Below are 19,773 nucleotides of genomic sequence, written 5' to 3' on the forward strand. Positions count from 1 at the left end.
TTACGTCCCGTCACGCAACTGGACTTTGCCACCGCAGCTAAGTCATCTTCGGGGCAAAGGTAAAGACCGGTCTGCCGGTCAGAGGAGTTGATTTGATGAATATGACTTTTGGAATGCGGGACGAAAACCGAGAGCTTCTGCAACGTGTCACGGATATGATACGGGACGAGGTCATGCCGCTGGAGGAAGAGTACCAGGCCGAGATCGGCAATGGCGACCGCTGGCAATACACCGAACGGCAGGCCGAGATACTGGAAGGGCTCAAGGCCAAGGCCAAAGCTGCCGGGCTGTGGAATTTCTGGCTGACCGACAGCGACAAGGGCTTTGGTCTGACAACCGTCGAATATGCCTATTTTGCCGAGGAAATGGGAAAGACCCCACTTGGGGCCGAAGTTTTTAATTGTTCGGCTCCGGACACCGGGAATATGGAAGTGTTCGAGCGCTACGGTTCGGACAAGATGAAGGCCGACTGGCTGAAGCCGCTGCTCGAAGGTGAAATTCGTTCGGCCTATCTGATGACCGAACCGGATGTCGCCTCTTCGGACGCGACGAATATTTCGATGTCCTGCGTCCGCGATGGCGACGACTATGTTCTGAACGGCGAGAAATGGTGGGCGTCAGGGGCAGGGGACCCGCGCTGCAAGGTCTATATCGTCATGGTTCGGACCGGTGGTGAGGAATTGCCGGTGCACAAGCGCCAGTCGATGATCGTGGTTCCCGCCGGCACGCCGGGTATCGAGATTCTGCGCCCGATGCAGGTCTATGGCCACGACGACGCGCCGCACGGCCATATGCACATCCGGTTTACGGATGTACGGGTTCCGGCGGAAAACATCCTGCTGGGCGAAGGACGCGGGTTCGAGATTGCCCAGGGCCGCCTAGGGCCGGGGCGCATCCATCATTGTATGCGTGCAATCGGTCAGGCTGAGATCGCGCTGGAGCGTATGTGCAAACGCTCGATGCAGCGTGAGGCATTTGGAAAGCGGCTTGCCCAGCTTGGCGCAAATTACGACATCATCGCTGAATGCCGGATGGAGATAGAGATGGCGCGCCTGCTGTGTCTCAAGGCGGCGTGGTACATGGATCAGGGTGACGCCCGGGCCGCAGCGCCGTGGATCAGCCAAATCAAAGTTGTCGCTCCGCGGGTGGCGCTGAAAGTGATCGACGAGGCGGTGCAGATGTATGGCGGGCAGGGGATCAGTCAGGATACGCCGCTGGCGACCGCGTGGACGCATGTGCGTACCCTGCGGCTGGCCGATGGTCCGGACGCGGTGCATCGCCGTCAGGTCGCACGCACCGAGTTGCGGAAATACACGCAGGAAAAGGTCTGAACCGGAGAGCGCGGCATGATGCAACCTGAGCCGGCCGTCCAATCCTATTTCCATATCGGCCCAGATGGGGCGTTCATAGGAAACGACCCGGTTCGGGGGCCGTGGTCGGGTGATCACTGCCATGCGGGCCCCGTCACGGGACTGATTGCGCGCGCGGCTGAAATTGAGGTCGGCGAAGGCAAGATGCTGACGCGCCTGACCGTCGATCTGTTGCGCCCGCTGCCTCTGGCGGGTTTAAGAGTGGCCGCTGAAACCGTGCGCCATACCAAGACGCTGGCGATGACGCGGGTCACCGTGCATGACCTTGACGACACACTGTGCGCGACGGCAACAACGATGCATCTGATCCGCAAGGAGCTGGGTCAGGTCCCTACGCCGGATACCCAAGGCCCCGATTTCGGCAATGCGGGCGTCGGGCCATTTCCAATTCGTCAGATGCGGCACGATCTGCCCGGCTTTGCGCATTTCGTGGATGTGGCCTATCCCGAAGGTGAAAATCAGGGCCCCGGGCCAAAGACAATCTGGATGCGTGCACCGCCGCTGCTTGATGGTGAGGATCAGTCGCCAATCCAGTCTCTTTGCCCGCTTGCCGATTGCGGGAATGGAATCTCGTGGAATGCACCGCCAACGGAAATGGGGTTCATGAACACGGATCTGACGGTTCATATCCACAGAGAACCCGTTTCGGACTGGCTTGCTTCGGAGTCGGTATCCCATTGGCATTCAACAGGGATCGGTATGTCGCAATCGGTTCTCTATGATACCGAAGGTCCGGTTGGCACGGCATTGCAAACGCTGGTTCTGTTTCCGCCGAAGTAGTCGCCTTTGGCCGGATTTCGCGCCTGCCTGCCAATCGGATTGCCCAGCGGGGTGACCTGCACTAACTTGCGCCTATGCGATGGCTGGCCACATGTCTGACGTGTTTGTTGCCTGTAACGGTGACTGCGCACCCCCATGTTTTCATCGACACCGGACTGGAGTTCGTTGTCGACGAGGCAGGGCAATTGACACATGTCCGCGTTACATGGGCCTATGATGCGTTTTATTCGCTGTTGGTGCTCGAAGATATGGGGCTGGACCCGGATGCCGACGGCGTTCTGACAGCCGAGGAAACGGACATGCTTGCCGGTTTCGATGCGCAATGGGTCGAAGGATATAACGGCGATCTAGTGATCATGAACGGTGACGCAACCGTTCCTTTGTCAGGCCCGAACGAGCCAACGGCGGTAATGGAAGATGGGCGCATCGTCACGTCCCATCTGCGGAGGATTGAGGGCAGCCCGGTTGCAGCCAACGCGCTGTCGATCAAAGCCTATGACGAGACCTATTACACCGCATACGAGATCACGCGCCCGGTCATCGTGACCGGACATGACACTTGTAAGATCGAGAAAAAAGATCCGGACATTGATGGGCAACTGGCGCAGATGCAGGCATTCCTGAAAACGCTCGACGCGAATTACGATCTTGAGGAAAATGATATCCCCCTAATTGGGGCCGAATTTGCAGCTGAAATTCGTCTGTCATGTCCCGCTACCTGATCGTTCCTGTTGCTGTCGCCTGCGGATTGTTGCTCTGGTTCTGGGGCAGCGGCGGGTTTGACCATCTGGCCGCCTGGGCTGCGGGTGAACAGCGCGCGTTTCAAAACCAGATCGCACTGGCCCTGAGAGCCACGCGCGCGCAACAACCCGAAGCGGTTGCAACCTTGCTGACCGTCTGTTTTGCCTACGGGTTCTTTCACGCTGTCGGACCCGGTCATGGCAAGGTGCTGATCGGCGGATACGGGCTGGGGCGGCAGGTCGCGTTCCTGCGTTTGTCGGCGATCAGCGTGCTGTCCAGCCTTGGTCAGGCAGTGACTGCCATCGTGCTGGTCTATGCCGGTGTTCTGGTGTTCCAGATGTCCCGTGAAAGCCTTGTCGGGACGACGGAACAGATCATGGCGCCGGTCAGTTATGCTGCGATTGCAGTCATCGGTTTATGGTTGGTTGTACGCGCCACCAGAACCTTTTTTCGGCGTCATCGCAGCCAGCGGCAAAATGAGCCGTCTCAGCACGTGCATCATCATCATCACGGTGAACACCATCATCACGGTGAAGGCACGTGCTCTGACTGCGGTCACAAGCATGGGCCAAGCCCGGAAGAAGTCGCACAGGTGGGTACCGTGCGTGAGGCGCTGGTTCTGATCGCCGGGATTGCCGCGCGCCCATGTACGGGCGCATTATTCCTGCTGATCCTTACCTGGCAAATGGGTATCGCAATGCTTGGAATTGCCGGGGCGTTTGCGATGGCGCTGGGGACCGCAACTGTCACGACATTGGTCGGCTGGGCTTCTTTCGGGTTGCGCGGGGGGCTGCTGACCTCGGCCGCGACGACACGTTTTGCGGCGGTGCTGGCCCCGACGATTGAACTTGTGGCCGGGTTGTTAATTGTTGTCGTCGCGACGGGTTTGCTGTTGCGCGCAATCTGAATTGCAGAACGCTGCAGGTCAGTCGAATACCGGTTCCGGATATCCTACGCGCGCCAGATACAGCCCCTGCGGTGGGCAGACCGGCCCGCAGGCGGCGCGGTCAGCAGCTTCAAGCGCGTCGCGGACATCTTCGGGTGACCACGCGCCCGCGCCGACACGCTCCAGCGTACCGACGAAACTGCGCACCTGATTGTGCAGGAACGACCGGGCACGCACGTGAAAATGCACCTCGGGGCCGGAGAACCCGTTGACCTGCTCGACCCGCAATTCGTCCAGAGTCTTTACCGGGCTGGCCGCCTGACAGATTGATGACCGGAAGGTCGTGAAATCGTGACGTCCGATCAGCATATCGGCCCCGGCCTGCATCGCGTCAGCGTCCAGTGGGTGGCTGACCTGCCAGACCTGCCCCTTGTCATGCGTCGCGGGTGCGCGGCGGATCAGGATCCGGAACAGATATTGCCGCTCAAGTGCTGAAAACCGCGCGTGCCAGTCGTCATCGACCCGCGCCGCCTTGAGGATCGCCACCGGCTGCGGTTTGAGGTGATAGTTCAGCGCCTCTGACAAACGAAACGGGTCCCAGTCCTTGGTCAGGTCGCAATGCGCCACCTGTCCCAACGCGTGAACACCGGCGTCCGTGCGCCCCGCCGCCGCTATGGTGTGTGACCCCGGTTCGATCCGGGACAGTGCCTGTTCGATTGCACCCTGCACCGACGGCAGTTCCTTTTGCCGCTGCCACCCGGCGAACGGTTCCCCCTGATATTCGACTTTCAAAGCAAATCTTGGCATGGCGTGCTGGTATCCTGCGCCGCGCCAACGGGCAAGGCCGGGTTGCGCCAAAAGCTCTGGCAACGCGGGCTCGTGCTACCTATCTTGGTTGAAACGAAAAAAGCGGGGCGGCAGTTTGGTCATCTCTTCACTGGCAGACAGTCTTGTGCGCGGCGTCGAAACCGTGGGCGACCGGGTGTCCGAGACGTTTTTCGAGCCGGTGATCCGGTTGGGCGTCACTGGTTTGGCGCGATCCGGCAAGACAGTATTCATCACATCGCTGGTGGCCAATCTGCTGGATCGCGGACGCATGCCCGGCCTTGTCGCGCAACAGGAGGGGCGGATCGTAGCCGCCTATCTGCAGCCTCAGCCTGACGATACTGTGCCACGTTTTGACTATGAGGCTCATCTTGGCGCGTTAACGGGGCCGTCGCCGCACTGGCCTGACAGTACGCGCGCGGTATCAGAGTTGCGCCTGTCGCTCAGGGTGCAGCCGGCGGGTTTGCTCTCGGGCCTGCAGGGACCACGTACGGTTCATCTGGATATCGTGGATTACCCCGGTGAATGGCTGCTGGATCTGGCCCTGCTGGACAAATCCTACGCGGAATGGGCTCAGGAAACGCTGTCCCGCATCAGGCCACGCGCTGAGGCCAGCGAATATCTGGCTGAGGCGGGCAAAGCCGATCCGGCAGGGTCGCACGACGAAACCACCGCGCAAGGGCTGGCGCGGACATTCACCGCCTATCTGAATTCTGCACGCGAAGCTGGATTTTACGATTGTACTCCCGGCCGGTTCTTGCTGCCGGGTGATCTGGCAGGTTCACCGGTTCTGACATTCGCGCCGCTGCCGGTTAGTGGTCCCGCGCGGCGCCGGACCCTGCACCGGGAAATGGAGCGCCGTTACGAGGCCTACAAGGCGCAGGTCGTCAAGCCCTTCTTCCGTGATCATTTCGCCCGTATTGACCGGCAGGTTGTTCTGGTGGATGCGCTGGGTGCGATCCACAAGGGGCCGCAGGCGGTCGAGGATATGCGACGCGCGATGGCCGATATCTTGTCTGCCTTTCGCCCCGGGCGCAACGCATGGCTCAGCCAACTTTTGCTGGGGAAAAGGGTTGAACGCATCCTGTTCGCCGCCACCAAGGCCGATCATCTGCACCATCTGCAACATGCGCGCCTGACCGCGATCATGGAGGCATTGACGCGCGAGGCACGAGACCGGGCGAATTTTGCAGGGGCCGAAACATCCGCCCTGTCATTGGCGTCGCTGCGGGCGACGACCGAAGAGATGCGCGCCCATAACGGCGCCGAGTTACCTTGTGTGCGGGGAACCCTGCTGGAAACCGGCAAACAGGCCGCCTTTTATCCCGGAGACCTGCCCGAAGATCCCGCGCATTTGCTGTCCCCCGCACGCGACGGAGCCGAGACATGGCTGGGTGAGGATTATGGGTTCATGGATTTTGCACCTGCGCCGCTGACTCTGCGACCCGGAGACGGACCGCCCCATATCCGTCTGGACCGTTCGGCCCAGTTTCTGATCGGAGACCGCTTATGACCGTCACCCTTCGCCCTGCGCGCAGTCTGGATGCGGGTCAGACCGGAGACATCCTGCATGGCTTCGCCCGCGAGAATGCGTGGATGCCCGAACTCCATTCGCTGGCCGAGACGATTTCCTTTTGCGGTACGATGATTGACCGGGGCTGGGTCACGGTGGCTGAAACAGGTGGGGGAATTGCGGGATTTCTGGCGATGGACAGGGACGAAATTCACTCGCTCTACCTTAGGCCCTCTGCGCGGGGGAAGGGGATAGGACAGCAGTTGCTGGAGCGGGCGAAATCGCAAAGCCCAAACCTTTCTCTCTTTGCATTTGAGGCCAATCTTGGCGCGCGCCGGTTTTACGAGCGCAATGGATTTGTCGAGGCTGCGCGCAGAGATGGTTCGGACAACGATGAATGCCTGCCTGACATAAAATATGTCTGGCGGCTTGAGAGGATCGCAAATGGCTAAGGGCCCCGTTCTGATCGATCTTGAAGACGACGCAACGCCTGTTCAGGACGTGTCCGAAGCACCCCCGGTGCCTGATGTCGCGCCACCAAGAGGTGAGGCGATGCAGGCCGCGGCCCGGTTTGCAGCCCGCAAGCCATCGGCACTGTCCAGATGGTTCTGGGGGCTGGCCTTGGCGGTGGTTGGAGCGGTGGTTTCCGTTGCCGCATGGGATTTTGCGACATCATTGTTGTTGCGCGCACCGATATTGGGTTGGGCCGTTACCGGGTTAATCGCGGCTTTTGTCCTGGTTGCCCTGATTGTCGCCATCCGGGAACTGGCGGCCATTGGTCGGCTGTCGCGTGTGGATGGCCTGCGCCGGGCGGCGGACGCAGCGCTGGCCGAAGAAGATCTGGCGCAGGCGCGGGATGTAACCAGCCGCCTGATCGCTTTCTACAAGGGACGTGAGGAAACACGTTGGGGCCGGGAGCGGCTGGCTGAGCGTGCGTCGGAGCAGTTTGACGCTACTTCGCTGTTGTCTCTGGCCGAGGACGAACTGCTCGCCCCCCTTGATGCCGCCGCCAGCCGCGAGGTTGAGGCTGCGGCACGGCAGGTTGCAACGGTGACGGCGTTAGTTCCATTGGCTCTGGCGGATGTGGTCACCGCGCTGGCCGCGTCGCTCAGGATGATACGGCGGATCGCTGAAATTTATGGCGGGCGTGCCGGGTTCCTAGGCAGCTGGCGTCTGACCCGTGCGGTCTTTGTTCATCTTGTGGCAACCGGCGCCGTGGCGGTGGGAGATGATCTGCTTGAGCCTGTGTTGGGGGGATCCATCCTCAGCAAGTTGTCACGCAGGTTTGGTGAAGGTCTGGTGAACGGCGCCCTCAGTGCCCGCGTTGGTGTTGCTGCGATGGAAGTATGCCGTCCGATGCCATTCTCGGCACGACACAAGCCATCGACGCGGGGTATGGTAAAACGTGCGCTAAGCGGGCTTTTCAGCAAGGATTGATCTGACGCAACGCCAAAGGCCCGCCCATACCCGATATTGACGGGAACAGGGGGAGCCAGCCATGACCGACCACGGGCACAGCCAGCAGGAGATTTCAGACAGGATCAACGCTCCGCCGGGGCGAGGGGTACTGCGAGACGTGGTTTATGGTGGCATTGACGGATCGGTGACCACCTTTGCCATTGTCGCAGGGGTTGCGGGGGCAGGGCTATCGCCGTTTGTCATTGTCGCGCTTGGTCTGGCAAATGTTCTGGCCGACGGGTTTTCCATGGCGGCGGGAAACTATTCGGGCACCAAGGCCGAACTGGACAATATTCGCCGTATCCGGGCGATTGAAGAACGCCACATCTCACTCTACCCCGAAGGCGAGCGTAATGAGGTACGCGAGATTCTGGCCCAAAAGGGTCTTTCAGGACCGGTGCTGGAGGATGCGACAACCGCGATAACCAGGGATCGCGAGAACTGGATCAGCCTCATGATCGAAGGGGAATACGGGCTGGGCAGTGTGGATCCGCATCCTATCAAGGCTGCGCTGGCCACATTTCTGGCATTCCTAGTCGCAGGGATGATCCCATTGCTGCCGTTTCTTCTTGGTATGGAGCAGGCCTTTGCGCTGTCGGCATGGACGACGATGGGCGTTTTCTTTGCCATCGGCGCCTTCAAAAGCCGCTGGTCGCTAGCGCCGTGGTGGCGATCGGGGTTTGAAACGTTCCTGATCGGCGGGTTTGCGGCATCCATCGCCTATCTGGTTGGAACGCTGTTTCATCCCTGACAAGGTATTGATGTCGCAGGGGTAAGCTATGCTCTGGTAAGTATCGGTTCGAGGTCTAATGATGCGCGAGCAGGAAAATGGATGCGCATCTTGGACGATACATTGATCAAAAGGCATGTACTGGTTCTGGGGGCTTACGGGTTCATCGGAAGCGCGGTCGTTCGAACTCTGCAGGGGAATGGCCATGCCGTCAGGGGCATGGTGCGAAATGTGCGGACAGGTGCAAGGGTCCTGCCGGGGGTAGATGTAGTTCAGGGGGATTTGAGGTCTCTTACCCGTCCACAGGATTGGGAAGAGGCGCTTGAAGGTATCGACGTCGTCGTGAACTGCGCGGGAGCTTTGCAGGACGGTCCCGAGGACAATCTTGAGGCCGTGCATCACCTGTCGATTGCCGCGATGGGGCAGGCTTGTACGGATAGGGGAATTGCGGTGGTGCAGGTATCGGCCATTGGTGCCGTACCTGATGCTGACACGGCATTCATGCAAACAAAAGCCGCCGGAGACGCGGCGCTGACCAGATGCGGCGCTTCCCTATGGGTTCTGAGACCCGGGCTTGTCATCGGTCAGAGCGATTATGGCGGCACGGCGATGCTGCGAATGATCGCGGCGGTCCCGCTGTTTCAACCACTCGCCTTTGCCGATACTCCTATTCAGTCTGTCGGTATGAACGATCTTTGCAACGTCATCTCTGCTGCTGTGTTCGATAATCTCCCGCAAGGATCTTATGATCTGGTCGAAGACAAGGCGCACTCGTTGGCAGAGGTCGTCGCGCAAACCCGGAACTGGCTTGGATTCTCACCGGCGCGTATCACGTTCAGCATGCCACATTGGATCGTTCGGCTGATTGCAGCCGCGGCTGATTTTCTGGGGAAGCTTGGTTGGCGATCCCCGTTGCGCAGCACGTCCCAGAAGGTGATGAAAAAAGGCATTCTGGGTGACCCCGAACCATACCGTTCGGTTGCTGGTCACGGACTGTCTGCACTGCCCGAAATCTATGCCGGTTTCGCATGTGGTCGCGAGTACAGGCTTGCGGCACGGATGTCTCTGTTCATGCCTTTCGTTGTCGGAGTACTCAGCCTTTTCTGGGTGCTGTCCGGTGTCGTGGGCCTTATCAGCCTCTCGGCGGCCAAAGAGGTATTGACCGCATCGGGCTGGCCGGCCGCTGCGGCGGCTGCAAGTGTCGCCTTCTGGTCGCTGGTCGACGTGGCCTTGGGGTTAGCTATTTTGTGGCGACCCTGGGCTGCACGTGTCTGTCTTTTTCAGGCAATGGTCGCCGGGTTCTATCTGATCGCCGCGACTTGTATTGCCCCTGAACTGTGGGCCGATCCGTTGGGGCCGCTGGTCAAGGTTCTGCCAGCCATGGTCCTGTCCTTGTTGGCCCGTCAAATGCTGGAGAGCCGATGATCGATCCTGACCTTCTGTTGCGCTGGTTGCATGTGATTGGTGCTTGCGTGCTTTTGGGCACCGGAGCGGGAATAGCCTTTTTCATGCTGATGGCACATCGAAGCAACGATGCGAGGGTTATCGCCCATACTGCCGGAACAGTGGTCGTGGCCGACCTGGTGTTTACAACGGCCGCAGTCGTTCTGCAGCCTGTTACCGGTGCTCTTTTGGCCTGGCGATTGGGCTGGAACCTGACCGAAGGCTGGCTCGCGCTCTCGCTGGTTCTGTATGTCGTTACTGGTGCTTTCTGGCTGCCCGTGGTCTGGATACAGCTGAGAATGCGCGATCTGGCGAAGCGCGCCGTAGAGGGGGTGACGGAACTGCCGGGCGCATATTATCGCCTGTTCCGTATCTGGTTTGCCTGCGGGTTTCCGGCATTCTTTTCCGTTCTGGCGATCATTTGGCTAATGCTCGCGCGCCCGGAAATACCTTTCCTGGATTAGGATCGAATACCCTGCAGGATAGCAACATATTGATATCATCAGGATATCCGGATTGTCACACGGCTGCAGGCCAGAGTACCTTGTGCCGATACCACCCGGAGGTTTGTTTTGGAGTCACTGCTTGTCCTTGTCGGCCTGATTGTTCTGGCCATTCCGGTAACCATAGTTGTTCTCCTGATCGGACAGGCACGCCTTCGCAAGCGGGTGGAGGAGCTGGAGCGCCAGATCGCTGCGTCGCGGGCTGCCGCAATTGTCGGCCCGCCAGAGAAAGAGAAACGCCCAACGGCGCCATTGCCGGAACCCGAAAAAGAAAAATCCTCTTCCGGGCCATGGGCACCTCAAAAGGCGTCAAAGCCGAGACCACCTGCTGAGGTTGAAACGCTGGGTCCGGAGATCGAACCATCAGACGAGGCAACACCCAAGGCGGTGGTTTTTCGGCATGACCGGTTCGAGGCATTTGGTGCTTGGTTGCGCGAAAACTGGTTCTACGCGGTCTCTGCGCTGTCATTGGCGTTGGCGGGTATTTTCCTTGTCCAGTACGGCGTTGAAAACGGTCTTTTGCCCCCAACTGCCAGAGTTGCCGCCGCCCTGATCTTTGGCGCTGCTTTGATTTGTGCAGGCGAGTTTGTGCGGCGCAGATATGGTGACGACGAAAAATCGGCCACGGCCTATTTGCCATCGGTTTTTTCGGGTGCGGGCCTTGTCACGTTGTTTGGCGGCGTTCTGGCGGCGCGGCAGCTTTATGGCCTGATCGGACCCGAAACGGCCCTGATTGGTTTGACCCTAATCGCCCTTGCCGGTCTGGTGCTGGGCTGGTTTCATGGTCCGCTTTTGGCTGCTGTGGGGCTGATCGGCGCCTTTTCCGCGCCGTTTCTGGTGGGCGGCGCGTCAGACGATCCGTCGTGGCTTTATGGTTATTTCTTTGTCATCTCCGTTTTGGGTTTGGGCATAGACACCGTGCGGCGCTGGGCGTGGATATCGGTTCTGGCGCTGCTTGGGGCTTATGCGTCCGCATTGTTGCTTGTTCTTGCCTCGCCGCTGACCGAATGGGCGTATCTGCTGTTTGCCACAGCACTTGCGCTGGCCGCTATCGTGATCCCCGTACGCCGTCTTTGGCCCGATCATTCCGGCCCGATGATCAGTGAAATTCTGGTTCGAAAAAAAGGCGATGTCTGGCCCGAGTTTCCAACGCGGTTGGCCTTTGGTGCCGTTGCAACATCCTCGGCCATATTGACGTTGCACTGGGCCGACAAGAACAGCGAATTCTGGCTTGCGATTATTCTGCTGTCCGGCCTGACATTGGCGCTGATGACATGGGCACGGGATGCGCGTGCTCTGCAGGACGCGACCTTATTTCCGGCGGCAGGTCTGATCTGGTTCGTTCTGGTGCATGGATTGGACGGCGGCGCAGTAAGCCGGGCATTTGCCGCCACCTATCTGGAAACCGCCGAGGCCGATTTTCCCATGTCAGTAACAATTCTGGTTGTACTGGCAGGGCTGATATCGATCGTTTCGGCGTGGCGATCATTCCGGGCCGGGCGCACAGCCGTTATCTGGGCCGGAGCAGCGGCGCTTTTCGCGCCGGTGATGGCTGTCGCGCTTGAGATTGGGTGGCGCCCCGCAGACGTGATCGGCGCCTACCCTTGGGCACTGCACGCCGTGGCATTGGGTGCGTTGATGGTGGTGATAGCCGAGCGGTTTGCGCGCGTGGACGGCGATAATCGGATGCGACCGGCGCTGGCGACATTGTCGACCCTGTCCTGCCTGACCTTTGCCTGCGTCATCGTGTTGAGTTCAGCTGCGTTGACCATCGCCTTTGTGACGGCCATCGTCGCTGCTGCTGCGCTGGACCGCAGGTTTAACCTGCCGCCGATGAGTTGGTTTATCTGGGCTGGCGTCGTGACGGTCGGCGTTCGTCTGGTTCTGGACCCCGGTCTCGACTGGGCCAATACGGTTCCGGTGCATGAGATGACGTTGGTGTATGGGGCCGCTCTGATCGGGTTCCTGATTGCCTATTGGTTGCTGAAACCTTTGACCCGCCCTGTCGCGGCGCTGATGCTGGAAAGTGCCGCGTGGTCAACAGCAGGTATCCTGCTGACCCTGCTGTTGCTGCGCTGGCTGGAAAGCTTCGGGGAAGGTGGCGCAAGGGACAGCCATTGGGGGCTGGGATTGCTAGCAGTTATCTGGTTGTTGCTTGCGTTTACGCAGCTTCAGCGTTTGGAAATCGAAGGCAAGCTGCGGATTTTCCGGGCGCTGTTGGGCGGGGTTTTCGCACTCCATGGCATCGCATTGCTGGGGGAGGCGCTGGTTGACGCCAACCCATTGACGCGCCCGGGTGCCGAACCGGTGCTTGGCCTGCCAATTCTGAACACGCTGGCAGTGGCCTATCTTTTGCCCGCTCTGGTCATCGGTTTTTCCGCGTGGCGGATTTCGTTCACGCCCGATTGGCTGAGAAAGCTCTGCTACGTTACTGGCGCTGGACTGGCGGCGTTCTGGCTTGGCCTTGCGATCCGCCATGTCTGGCAGGGTGCAGAAGGAATGTACGAAGGTAACGGCGTCACCCAGCCCGAACTTTATACATACACGCTGGCACTACTGATAATTGGCGCGGTTCTGTTTTATCAGTCGCTTGCCCGCCAGTCGGACCTGATGCGTAAGGCCGGGCTGGCTGTGATCGGTCTGGCCGTGGCCAAGGTGTTTCTGATCGATATCGCTGGCTTGGGCGGTTTGATCCGCGTCTTTTCTCTGCTTGCGCTGGGCCTCGCACTGGCGGGTCTGGCGTGGCTGAACCGGTGGGCCAAATTGCGCCAATCACCGCAGGGGGCGGAACCTCTGGACCATTGAGGGCGGTCGTCCTATAAGCGCGGCCATGCATGACCGTCTGGCCATCATTATTCGAATTATATCCCCGGCGCTCTGACTACGCGAGACGCCGGGCAAAGGTGCTTGAGATTTCGCACTGACCGCTTCGATCCATACACGACCAGATCATCCAAGGGACGCCCCCCATGTGCGCCGACACACCCCAAACACCTGACTACAAAGACACTCTGAACCTGCCCAAAACCGAATTCCCGATGCGCGCTGGCCTGCCCAAGCGCGAACCCAACTGGCTGGAGCGGTGGGAGACCATCGGGGTCTATGACCGCCTGCGCGAGAAAGAGGGCCGCAAGCCCTTTACCCTGCATGACGGCCCTCCATACGCCAACGGTCACCTGCATATCGGCCACGCCCTGAACAAAACCATCAAGGACATGATCGTGCGGTCCCATCAGATGATGGGCTTTGACGCGCGCTATGTGCCCGGCTGGGACTGCCACGGCCTGCCGATCGAATGGAAGATCGAGGAACAGTACCGCAAGAAGGGCAAGAACAAGGACGAGGTGAACGTCGTCGATTTCCGTCAGGAATGCCGCAAGTTCGCCGAGGGTTGGATCGACATCCAGCGCGAAGAGTTCAAGCGTCTGGGCATCACCGGCAACTGGGCCGACCCCTACATCACCATGGACTATCACGCCGAGGCAGTGATCGCGGACGAGTTCATGAAGTTCCTGATGAACGGCACGCTTTATCAGGGGTCCAAACCTGTAATGTGGTCGCCCATCGAAAAGACCGCTCTGGCCGAGGCCGAGGTCGAGTACCACGACAAGGAAAGCTTCACCATCTGGGTGAAGTTCAAAGTCGTGAACGCTGGCGATCTGGATGATGCCTATGTGGTGATCTGGACGACGACCCCTTGGACCATGCCGTCGAACAAGGCGGTCGTTTATGGCACGGATATCTCCTACGGTCTGTACGAGGTCGTTGGTACGCCCGACGAATGCTGGGCCTCGGTAGGCGACAAATTTCTGTTGGCTGACAATCTGGCCGCCGACGTGCTGGGCCGCGCGCGCCTGAACGACGACCAGTGGACCCGCGTCCGCGATGTGACCACGGACGAGCTGGCAGGTGTTCAACTGACCCACCCGCTGGCCGGGGCCGAAGGCGGCAAAGGTGAGTGGGACGACATCCGCGATTTCCGCGCGGCTGAGTTCGTGACCGACACCGAAGGGACTGGATTTGTTCACTGTGCGCCTTCGCACGGTATGGAGGAATTCGAACTCTACCGCGATCTGGGCATGCTCGAGCAGGTCATCACCTACAACGTGATGGACGATGGCAGCTTCCGCGCCGATCTGCCGTTCTTTGGCGGTAAATACATCCTGTCCCGCAAGGGTGGCGAAGGTGACGCGAACAAAGCCGTCATCGACAAGCTGGTCGAAGTTGGCGGGCTGCTGGCGCGTGGCAAGATCAAGCACAGCTATCCGCATTCGTGGCGCTCAAAAGCGCCGATCATCTATCGCAACACGCCGCAGTGGTTCGCGTCCGTTGATCGCAAGCTGGACGATGGCATGGGTGAGATGGGCGATACCATCCGCGAACGTGCGCTTCGGTCTATCGACGAATTGGTAAAATGGACGCCGCAGACCGGTCGTAACCGTCTGTATTCCATGATCGAAGCGCGCCCGGACTGGGTTCTGTCGCGCCAGCGTGCGTGGGGCGTGCCGCTGACCTGCTTCACCAAAAAGGGTGCTCTGCCCACTGATGCGGATTATCTGCTGCGCAACGCAGACCTGAACGCCCGCATCAAGGCCGCGTTCGAAAAGGACGGTGCGGATATCTGGTACACCGATGGTTTCAAGGCTCAGGTGCTGGATGGCATCGCCAACCCCGACGACTACGATCAGGTGTTCGATGTGTTGGACGTATGGTTCGACTCGGGTTCGACCCACGCTTTCGTTCTGCGCGACCGCGAGGACGGCACCGAAGACGGTATCGCCGATGTCTACATGGAAGGCACCGACCAACACCGCGGGTGGTTCCATTCGTCGATGCTGCAGGCTTGCGGCACCAAGGGCCGTGCACCCTATCGCAATGTGGTGACCCACGGCTTTACGCTGGACGCGAAGGGCAACAAGATGTCCAAATCGCTGGGCAACACCATTGTGCCGGATGAGGTCGTGAAACAGTACGGCGCTGATATCCTGCGCCTGTGGGTGGCGCAGACTGACTATACCGCCGATCAGCGGATCGGACCGGAGATCCTGAAAGGTACCGCCGACAGCTATCGCCGCCTGCGCAACACAATGCGGTTCATGTTGGGCTCGCTGGCCGATTTCACTGAGGCTGACAGAATCGACCCGGCCGAAATGCCGCGTTTGGAACGTTGGGTGCTGAGCCGTCTGGCCGATCTGGATGAACAGGTGCGCAAAGGCTATGCCGAGTTCGACTTTCAGGGCGTGTTTAGTGCGGTGTTTACCTTTGCCACGGTCGATCTGTCGTCCTTCTACTTCGATATCCGCAAGGACGCTTTGTATTGCGACGGCGACAGCGTGCGACGCCGTGCGGCGCGCACTGTGCTGGATATCCTGTTCCATCGCCTGACCACATGGCTGGCCCCGGTGCTGGTCTTCACCATGGAAGAGGTCTGGCTGGAACGCTTCCCGGGTGATGACAGCTCGGTCCATCTGGTCGATTTCCCGGATACGCCCGCCGATTGGCGTCACACCGAACTTGAGGCCGGTATTGCCAAGGTGCGCCGTGTCCGCCGCGCCGTAACCGCCGCATTGGAGGTTCAGCGTCAGGACAAGGTGATCGGTTCCAGCCTTGAGGCGGCGCCGATTGTGTATGTCGAAGATGAGGAAACGCGCGATCTGCTGTCCACATTTGATGTGGACGACATGTGTATCACGTCGGGCCTGACGGTGACCGGCGATCCGGCCCCGGCCGAGGCCTTCCGTGTTCCCGAAATCGAAGGTGTGGGCGTTGTGTTTGAAAAAGCCGAAGGCGCGAAATGCCAGCGTTGCTGGAAAATCCTGCCGGATGTCGGCCGACACGCACACCCCGATGTTTGCGGTCGCTGCGACGAAGCATTGAGCTGATCGCAAATCGCATTGTGATTCAAACCCCCGTTGCCATGTCGCAGCGGGGGTTTTTCTTTGCCCGCTTGCACTGTTTCAGCTGATCTGCCAGCCTGCGTTCATGCCTATGATCGCCGTTGAAACTCAGTTTGGATGTCTTGGGGTCGAAGAGGCCGATGGCGCGATTGTCCGTTTGGTCTGGAACGGCGCGGACGATGAACCTGATACCCCTTTGCTGAAAGAAGCCGCAGGGCAACTGAAAGCGTATGATGAGGGGCGGCTGGAGCAGTTTGATCTGCCTTATCGGGTCGCTGGTTCGGATTTCCAGCGTCAGGTGTGCGACCTGATGTACGCAATCCCCTTTGGCCATACCCGAACCTACGGGGATATCGCGAAAGAGCTGGGGCAACCGGCACAACCGGTTGGTCAGGCCTGTGGCGCAAATCCAATTCCGGTCATTATTCCATGCCACCGCGTGCTGGCGGCAAACGGGCTTGGTGGGTTCTCGGGGCAGGGTGGGATCGAAACCAAAGTCGAGCTGCTAAAGCACGAGCGGGCTGCGGGCTTGCTGATCTGATAGACCGAAACATGTTGCATTCCCACCGTTTGCGACACAACCTGTTCAAAAGATCGAATATGAAGGACCGCATTTCATGACTGCCGAGCAAGATCGCGCTGGACAAAAGAAAGCTATCATTGATCGCCTGATGTCGCTTGAGGAGCAGGAATTGGCAACGGCTCAGGCACATTATGATGCGTTCATGAAGGAATCCCAACTGGACGACCGGGAAGGTCACGACAAGGATGATATCGCCGCATCTCGCGAGAATGCTGATTTGGCGGCGGCCTTTGACGCCCCGGTACAGGCGCATCACGCCAAAATAGATGTTATCGAAAACACTGATTTCGGACTAACCGACACAGTAAGTCCAGGCGCTGTCATCAAGTTCAATAATCGTCGATTTGTTGTTTGTGTCTCAACGACCAGATTCGAAGTGGACGGCAAGACCTATATGGGTATTTCAACCCAAAGCCCGATCTACCTGGTCATGGCCGGGCTGCAGAAGGGTGATGTATTCACCCACAACGGCACCGAGTTCGAGGTCGAAGACGTTCTTTAGCGGCTAGGCCTGCGTATCAACACGCTGAATTAGCGGGCCGGGACTGTGCGTTGCGGAATGACCTGTTGTGCGATGCCTGCGGAAACCAGATAGAGGCTGGTGATTACCAAACCCCAATGCGCCCAGCTTTGCGGATGGAAATCGACCCATGCCGCCCAGCCTGCGAAAAAGGTCCATGCAAAAGCCATCGGCAGCGACAGGGCGCGCCAGCGCTCCGTCCGCACCGGGTGAATGAACTTGAGCGGCAGGAACATTGCAACCGCCAGCAGTGTGACCAAAGCCAGAATGACCCAGAAATTCGGTTCCAGTGCAAAGATCACGATAACGAACATATTCCAGCACCCGGGGAACCCGGAGAAGGAATTGTCTTTTGTTTTCATGCGTGTATCTGCGAAATACATCGCGCTGGCGAAGGTGATCAAAATGATGGCGAACCACCCTGTCCAGCCGTCCATCAACCCTGACTTGAACAGGGCAAAGGCGGGGATGAACACATAGGTCAGGTAGTCGATGATCAGGTCCAGCAGCACGCCATCGAATTCCGGTGCGTTCTTTTTGACGTGATAGTGGCGGGCCAGTGGGCCGTCGATACCGTCCACAATGAAGGAAACGACAAGCCACAGATACATCAGGCTCCATTTCTCTTCGACAGCTGCCAGCATGGCCAACATGGCAAATACGGCACCGGTTGCAGTGAAAAGGTGAACAAAGAGAGCTTTAAATCTGGAGGTCATGGCCGTTTCATGAACCATGCTCAACCGAGATGCAAAGCAAAAAGCCCGGCTTTTGCGGCGGGGGCATCGAAATATCGGTTTTTGTAGGATTTTCAGACTGAAACATGACCCGACGGCGACAGGTCTGCCGATCTACGCCTTTGGATGCGCGCGGTTATACACTTCCATCAGACGCGCGGTATCGACTGCGGTATAGGCCTGAGTTGTCGACAGTGAGGCGTGTCCCAGCAACTCCTGTATCGCTCGCAAGTCACCACCTGCCGACAACAGGTGTGTCGCAAAGCTGTGCCGCATGGCATGGGGTGTCGCGGTCGCGGGCAACCCAAGCTGCATGCGGGCTTTGGCCATGACCGACTGGATCGCCTTTGGGTTCAGCGCACCGCCGCGTACGCCCCGGAAAAGCGGCAACTGCGGAGCCATGGGATGAGGGCAAAGCCGCAGGTAGGTATCCACTGCATCCCGCGCTGCCGGTAGCACCGGAACGACCCTTTCCTTACCGCCTTTGCCAACGATTCTGAGTGTGGCGGGCAGCGGCGCATCGCGTCCGGCCAGCGAAAGTGCTTCGGAAATGCGCAGCCCGCAACCATAGAGCAAGGTGACGACCGCGACGTCCCGCGCCGCCACCCAATCCGAAGCGGATTGCATTTCGATCGTTTCGATCATTGTCTGCGCCGCGTCCTCGGCCAGAGGGCGGGGGAGCTTCTTCGTGAATTTCGGGGATCGGGTGGACAGAACGGCGGTTGGTTCGAACCCTTCGCGTTCGGACAGCCACCTGTAGAAACTTTTGACGGCCGAAAGTTTGCGTGCAAGCGACCGGGCGCCGACCCCCGATCCGCGTTGCTGCGCCATCCAGGCGCGCATGTCGGATACGGTAACCGTTTCAAGCGCACCAAGACCTTCGCGCGCGCCTTTGTGCAGCGTCAGGAAAGACAGAAACTCAGCGACGTCGCCACGATATGCGCTTTGTGTATTCTCAGACCGGCCCGAAAGTGCCCCAAGGCCGTCCAGCCACCGTTCAAGTGCGTCACGGCAGGCTGGTGAGATCAGGCTCATGACAGCCAGTGGCGCATCGATCGTTCAAAGACACCTGCAAAAAATGACAGAAGGTCAGTTCCGAGTTGTGGTGTAAAGTGCCCCGGATCACGCGAGCCCATGGCGATCATGCCGGGCAGCCGACCCTTGCCGAGGTCAAGTTTGAGGCAAGCTTCGGAGCGCAGTTGCTGCGACAGGCCGCCATAGACTTTTTGTGTAGCCCGCTGGATTTCGCGCAACGTGACTTGCCGCGCCGGGCGACCGCGGTCGTAGGTCAGATAACTGTCGATAAAACCGGGTTCGGCCACCGTCAGCACACCGTCCAGCGTGTTGATGGAGGGATCTTCGTGTTCAAGCGTGGTTTCAAGAACCAGAGTGATCCGGTCCACGCGCAGGATTTCGGCCACATCGGTGCCAAGTGCGCGCAAAAAATCCTCGAACTGCATCGGTTCGAGCAGGCGGAGAATGGCCCGGTGAACCTGATTGGTTCCTGCCAGATTTTCGTAAGCCGCGGCGATCACTGAACGATGCGTGTCTTCAAGCCGGTCCAGCCGTGTTTCCAGCCTTTCCATGGCGATGCCGCGCAAATCGATGATGTTTTCGCCCATCGCCCGCTCATTGGCGGCGACAAGCGCCTGCATCAGATCCTTGTCGTCCAGAATCGCATCCGGCTTGGCCAGAATAGCGGCGCGCAGATCGTCTTTGAGTGTCGGGCTACTGCTCATGTTGTGTCCGATTTTGTTGTTGCGGCAACTTATAGCATGAGTTGGCCGCTT

At 59.2% G+C, this 19,773-nt stretch carries 18 protein-coding genes; 14 read left to right on the forward strand and 4 right to left on the reverse strand.

Going from position 1 to position 19,773, the window contains the following annotated elements:
• Positions 1-95: 95 nt before the first annotated feature.
• The 4 genes from ACR0D6_RS12520 (at position 96) to ACR0D6_RS12535 (ending at position 3,798) form a co-directional block, all read left to right on the forward strand.
• Complete coding sequence (locus tag ACR0D6_RS12520) at positions 96-1,331, forward strand: acyl-CoA dehydrogenase family protein (RefSeq protein WP_480451206.1); 1,236 nt, start codon at positions 96-98, stop codon at positions 1,329-1,331.
• Between the two features lie 15 nt (positions 1,332-1,346).
• A complete protein-coding gene (locus ACR0D6_RS12525) occupies positions 1,347-2,150 on the forward strand; it encodes a thioesterase family protein (RefSeq protein ID WP_480765738.1) in 804 nt (267 codons plus the stop codon).
• A 119-nt stretch (positions 2,151-2,269) separates the two neighbouring features.
• Positions 2,270-2,872, forward strand: coding sequence for a DUF1007 family protein (locus ACR0D6_RS12530; RefSeq protein ID WP_480765739.1), 603 nt, complete (start codon positions 2,270-2,272; stop codon positions 2,870-2,872).
• Positions 2,857-3,798, forward strand: a complete 942-nt coding sequence (locus tag ACR0D6_RS12535; protein ID WP_480765740.1) for a nickel/cobalt transporter — start codon at positions 2,857-2,859, stop codon at positions 3,796-3,798. The genes ACR0D6_RS12530 and ACR0D6_RS12535 overlap by 16 nt, the downstream gene beginning before the upstream one ends.
• Positions 3,799-3,816: 18 nt before the next feature.
• Here ACR0D6_RS12535 and truA read toward each other — a convergent pair whose 3' ends face one another.
• Entirely contained in the window at positions 3,817-4,584 is a 768-nt protein-coding gene (truA, locus tag ACR0D6_RS12540; RefSeq protein ID WP_480765741.1) for a tRNA pseudouridine(38-40) synthase TruA, read from the reverse strand.
• Positions 4,585-4,699: 115 nt separating this feature from the next.
• Between truA and ACR0D6_RS12545 the strand changes: the two genes are divergently transcribed.
• The 10 genes from ACR0D6_RS12545 to ACR0D6_RS12590 all read left to right on the forward strand — a co-directional run bounded on the left by ACR0D6_RS12545 (position 4,700) and on the right by ACR0D6_RS12590 (position 17,231).
• Positions 4,700-6,115, forward strand: a complete 1,416-nt coding sequence (locus ACR0D6_RS12545; RefSeq protein WP_480765845.1) for a YcjX family GTP-binding protein — start codon at positions 4,700-4,702, stop codon at positions 6,113-6,115.
• Positions 6,112-6,567, forward strand: a complete 456-nt coding sequence (locus ACR0D6_RS12550; protein ID WP_480765742.1) for an N-acetyltransferase family protein — start codon at positions 6,112-6,114, stop codon at positions 6,565-6,567. Before ACR0D6_RS12545 ends, ACR0D6_RS12550 begins: the two co-directional genes overlap by 4 nt.
• Complete coding sequence (locus tag ACR0D6_RS12555) at positions 6,560-7,552, forward strand: YcjF family protein (protein WP_480765743.1); 993 nt, start codon at positions 6,560-6,562, stop codon at positions 7,550-7,552. Before ACR0D6_RS12550 ends, ACR0D6_RS12555 begins: the two co-directional genes overlap by 8 nt.
• 61 nt (positions 7,553-7,613) lie before the next feature.
• A complete protein-coding gene (locus ACR0D6_RS12560) occupies positions 7,614-8,324 on the forward strand; it encodes a VIT1/CCC1 transporter family protein (RefSeq protein ID WP_170651370.1) in 711 nt (236 codons plus the stop codon).
• A gap of 81 nt (positions 8,325-8,405) precedes the next feature.
• The gene (locus ACR0D6_RS12565) at positions 8,406-9,728 is read left to right on the forward strand and encodes an SDR family oxidoreductase (protein WP_480765744.1); all 1,323 of its coding nucleotides are present in this window, start codon (positions 8,406-8,408) and stop codon (positions 9,726-9,728) included.
• Positions 9,728-10,210 (forward strand): DUF2269 family protein, encoded by a 483-nt coding sequence (locus ACR0D6_RS12570; protein ID WP_480765846.1) that lies wholly within the window; start codon positions 9,728-9,730, stop codon positions 10,208-10,210. The genes ACR0D6_RS12565 and ACR0D6_RS12570 overlap by 1 nt, the downstream gene beginning before the upstream one ends.
• Positions 10,211-10,318: 108 nt before the next feature.
• Complete coding sequence (locus ACR0D6_RS12575; RefSeq protein WP_480765745.1) at positions 10,319-13,054, forward strand: DUF2339 domain-containing protein; 2,736 nt, start codon at positions 10,319-10,321, stop codon at positions 13,052-13,054.
• 164 nt (positions 13,055-13,218) lie between these two features.
• Entirely contained in the window at positions 13,219-16,131 is a 2,913-nt protein-coding gene (gene ileS / locus ACR0D6_RS12580; RefSeq protein WP_480765746.1) for an isoleucine--tRNA ligase, read from the forward strand.
• A gap of 100 nt (positions 16,132-16,231) precedes the next feature.
• A complete protein-coding gene (locus ACR0D6_RS12585) occupies positions 16,232-16,687 on the forward strand; it encodes a methylated-DNA--[protein]-cysteine S-methyltransferase (RefSeq protein WP_480765747.1) in 456 nt (151 codons plus the stop codon).
• Positions 16,688-16,763: 76 nt separating this feature from the next.
• Positions 16,764-17,231 carry an alanine--tRNA ligase gene (locus ACR0D6_RS12590; RefSeq protein WP_170651376.1) on the forward strand — a complete coding sequence of 156 codons (468 nt, stop codon included), beginning with the start codon at positions 16,764-16,766 and terminating at the stop codon, positions 17,229-17,231.
• A gap of 29 nt (positions 17,232-17,260) precedes the next feature.
• Here the strand turns inward: ACR0D6_RS12590 and ACR0D6_RS12595 are convergent, their stop codons facing one another.
• From ACR0D6_RS12595 to ACR0D6_RS12605, 3 genes are all read right to left on the reverse strand, one after another.
• The gene (locus tag ACR0D6_RS12595; protein ID WP_170651377.1) at positions 17,261-17,965 is read right to left on the reverse strand and encodes a CDP-alcohol phosphatidyltransferase family protein; all 705 of its coding nucleotides are present in this window, start codon (positions 17,963-17,965) and stop codon (positions 17,261-17,263) included.
• A 132-nt stretch (positions 17,966-18,097) separates the two neighbouring features.
• Positions 18,098-19,018 (reverse strand): tyrosine recombinase XerC, encoded by a 921-nt coding sequence (locus tag ACR0D6_RS12600; protein ID WP_480765748.1) that lies wholly within the window; start codon positions 19,016-19,018, stop codon positions 18,098-18,100.
• Positions 19,015-19,722, reverse strand: a complete 708-nt coding sequence (locus ACR0D6_RS12605) for a DUF484 family protein (protein ID WP_170651379.1) — start codon at positions 19,720-19,722, stop codon at positions 19,015-19,017. Before ACR0D6_RS12605 ends, ACR0D6_RS12600 begins: the two co-directional genes overlap by 4 nt.
• Positions 19,723-19,773: the final 51 nt, after the last annotated feature.

This window comes from Ruegeria sp. BJ6 (assembly GCF_056537885.1).

What these genes read in the sequence shown, in the direction of transcription:
- ACR0D6_RS12520 (WP_480451206.1), top strand. Translation starts at nt 96, where the DNA reads ATGAATATGACTTTTGGAATGCGGGACGAAAACCGAGAGCTTCTGCAA.
- ACR0D6_RS12525 (WP_480765738.1), top strand. Translation starts at nt 1,347, where the DNA reads ATGATGCAACCTGAGCCGGCCGTCCAATCCTATTTCCATATCGGCCCA.
- ACR0D6_RS12535 (WP_480765740.1), top strand. Translation starts at nt 2,857, where the DNA reads ATGTCCCGCTACCTGATCGTTCCTGTTGCTGTCGCCTGCGGATTGTTG.
- truA (WP_480765741.1), bottom strand. Translation starts at nt 4,584, where the DNA reads ATGCCAAGATTTGCTTTGAAAGTCGAATATCAGGGGGAACCGTTCGCC.
- ACR0D6_RS12550 (WP_480765742.1), top strand. Translation starts at nt 6,112, where the DNA reads ATGACCGTCACCCTTCGCCCTGCGCGCAGTCTGGATGCGGGTCAGACC.
- ACR0D6_RS12555 (WP_480765743.1), top strand. Translation starts at nt 6,560, where the DNA reads ATGGCTAAGGGCCCCGTTCTGATCGATCTTGAAGACGACGCAACGCCT.
- ACR0D6_RS12560 (WP_170651370.1), top strand. Translation starts at nt 7,614, where the DNA reads ATGACCGACCACGGGCACAGCCAGCAGGAGATTTCAGACAGGATCAAC.
- ACR0D6_RS12565 (WP_480765744.1), top strand. Translation starts at nt 8,406, where the DNA reads ATGCGCATCTTGGACGATACATTGATCAAAAGGCATGTACTGGTTCTG.
- ileS (WP_480765746.1), top strand. Translation starts at nt 13,219, where the DNA reads ATGTGCGCCGACACACCCCAAACACCTGACTACAAAGACACTCTGAAC.
- ACR0D6_RS12585 (WP_480765747.1), top strand. Translation starts at nt 16,232, where the DNA reads ATGCCTATGATCGCCGTTGAAACTCAGTTTGGATGTCTTGGGGTCGAA.
- ACR0D6_RS12590 (WP_170651376.1), top strand. Translation starts at nt 16,764, where the DNA reads ATGACTGCCGAGCAAGATCGCGCTGGACAAAAGAAAGCTATCATTGAT.
- ACR0D6_RS12595 (WP_170651377.1), bottom strand. Translation starts at nt 17,965, where the DNA reads ATGACCTCCAGATTTAAAGCTCTCTTTGTTCACCTTTTCACTGCAACC.
- ACR0D6_RS12600 (WP_480765748.1), bottom strand. Translation starts at nt 19,018, where the DNA reads ATGAGCCTGATCTCACCAGCCTGCCGTGACGCACTTGAACGGTGGCTG.
- ACR0D6_RS12605 (WP_170651379.1), bottom strand. Translation starts at nt 19,722, where the DNA reads ATGAGCAGTAGCCCGACACTCAAAGACGATCTGCGCGCCGCTATTCTG.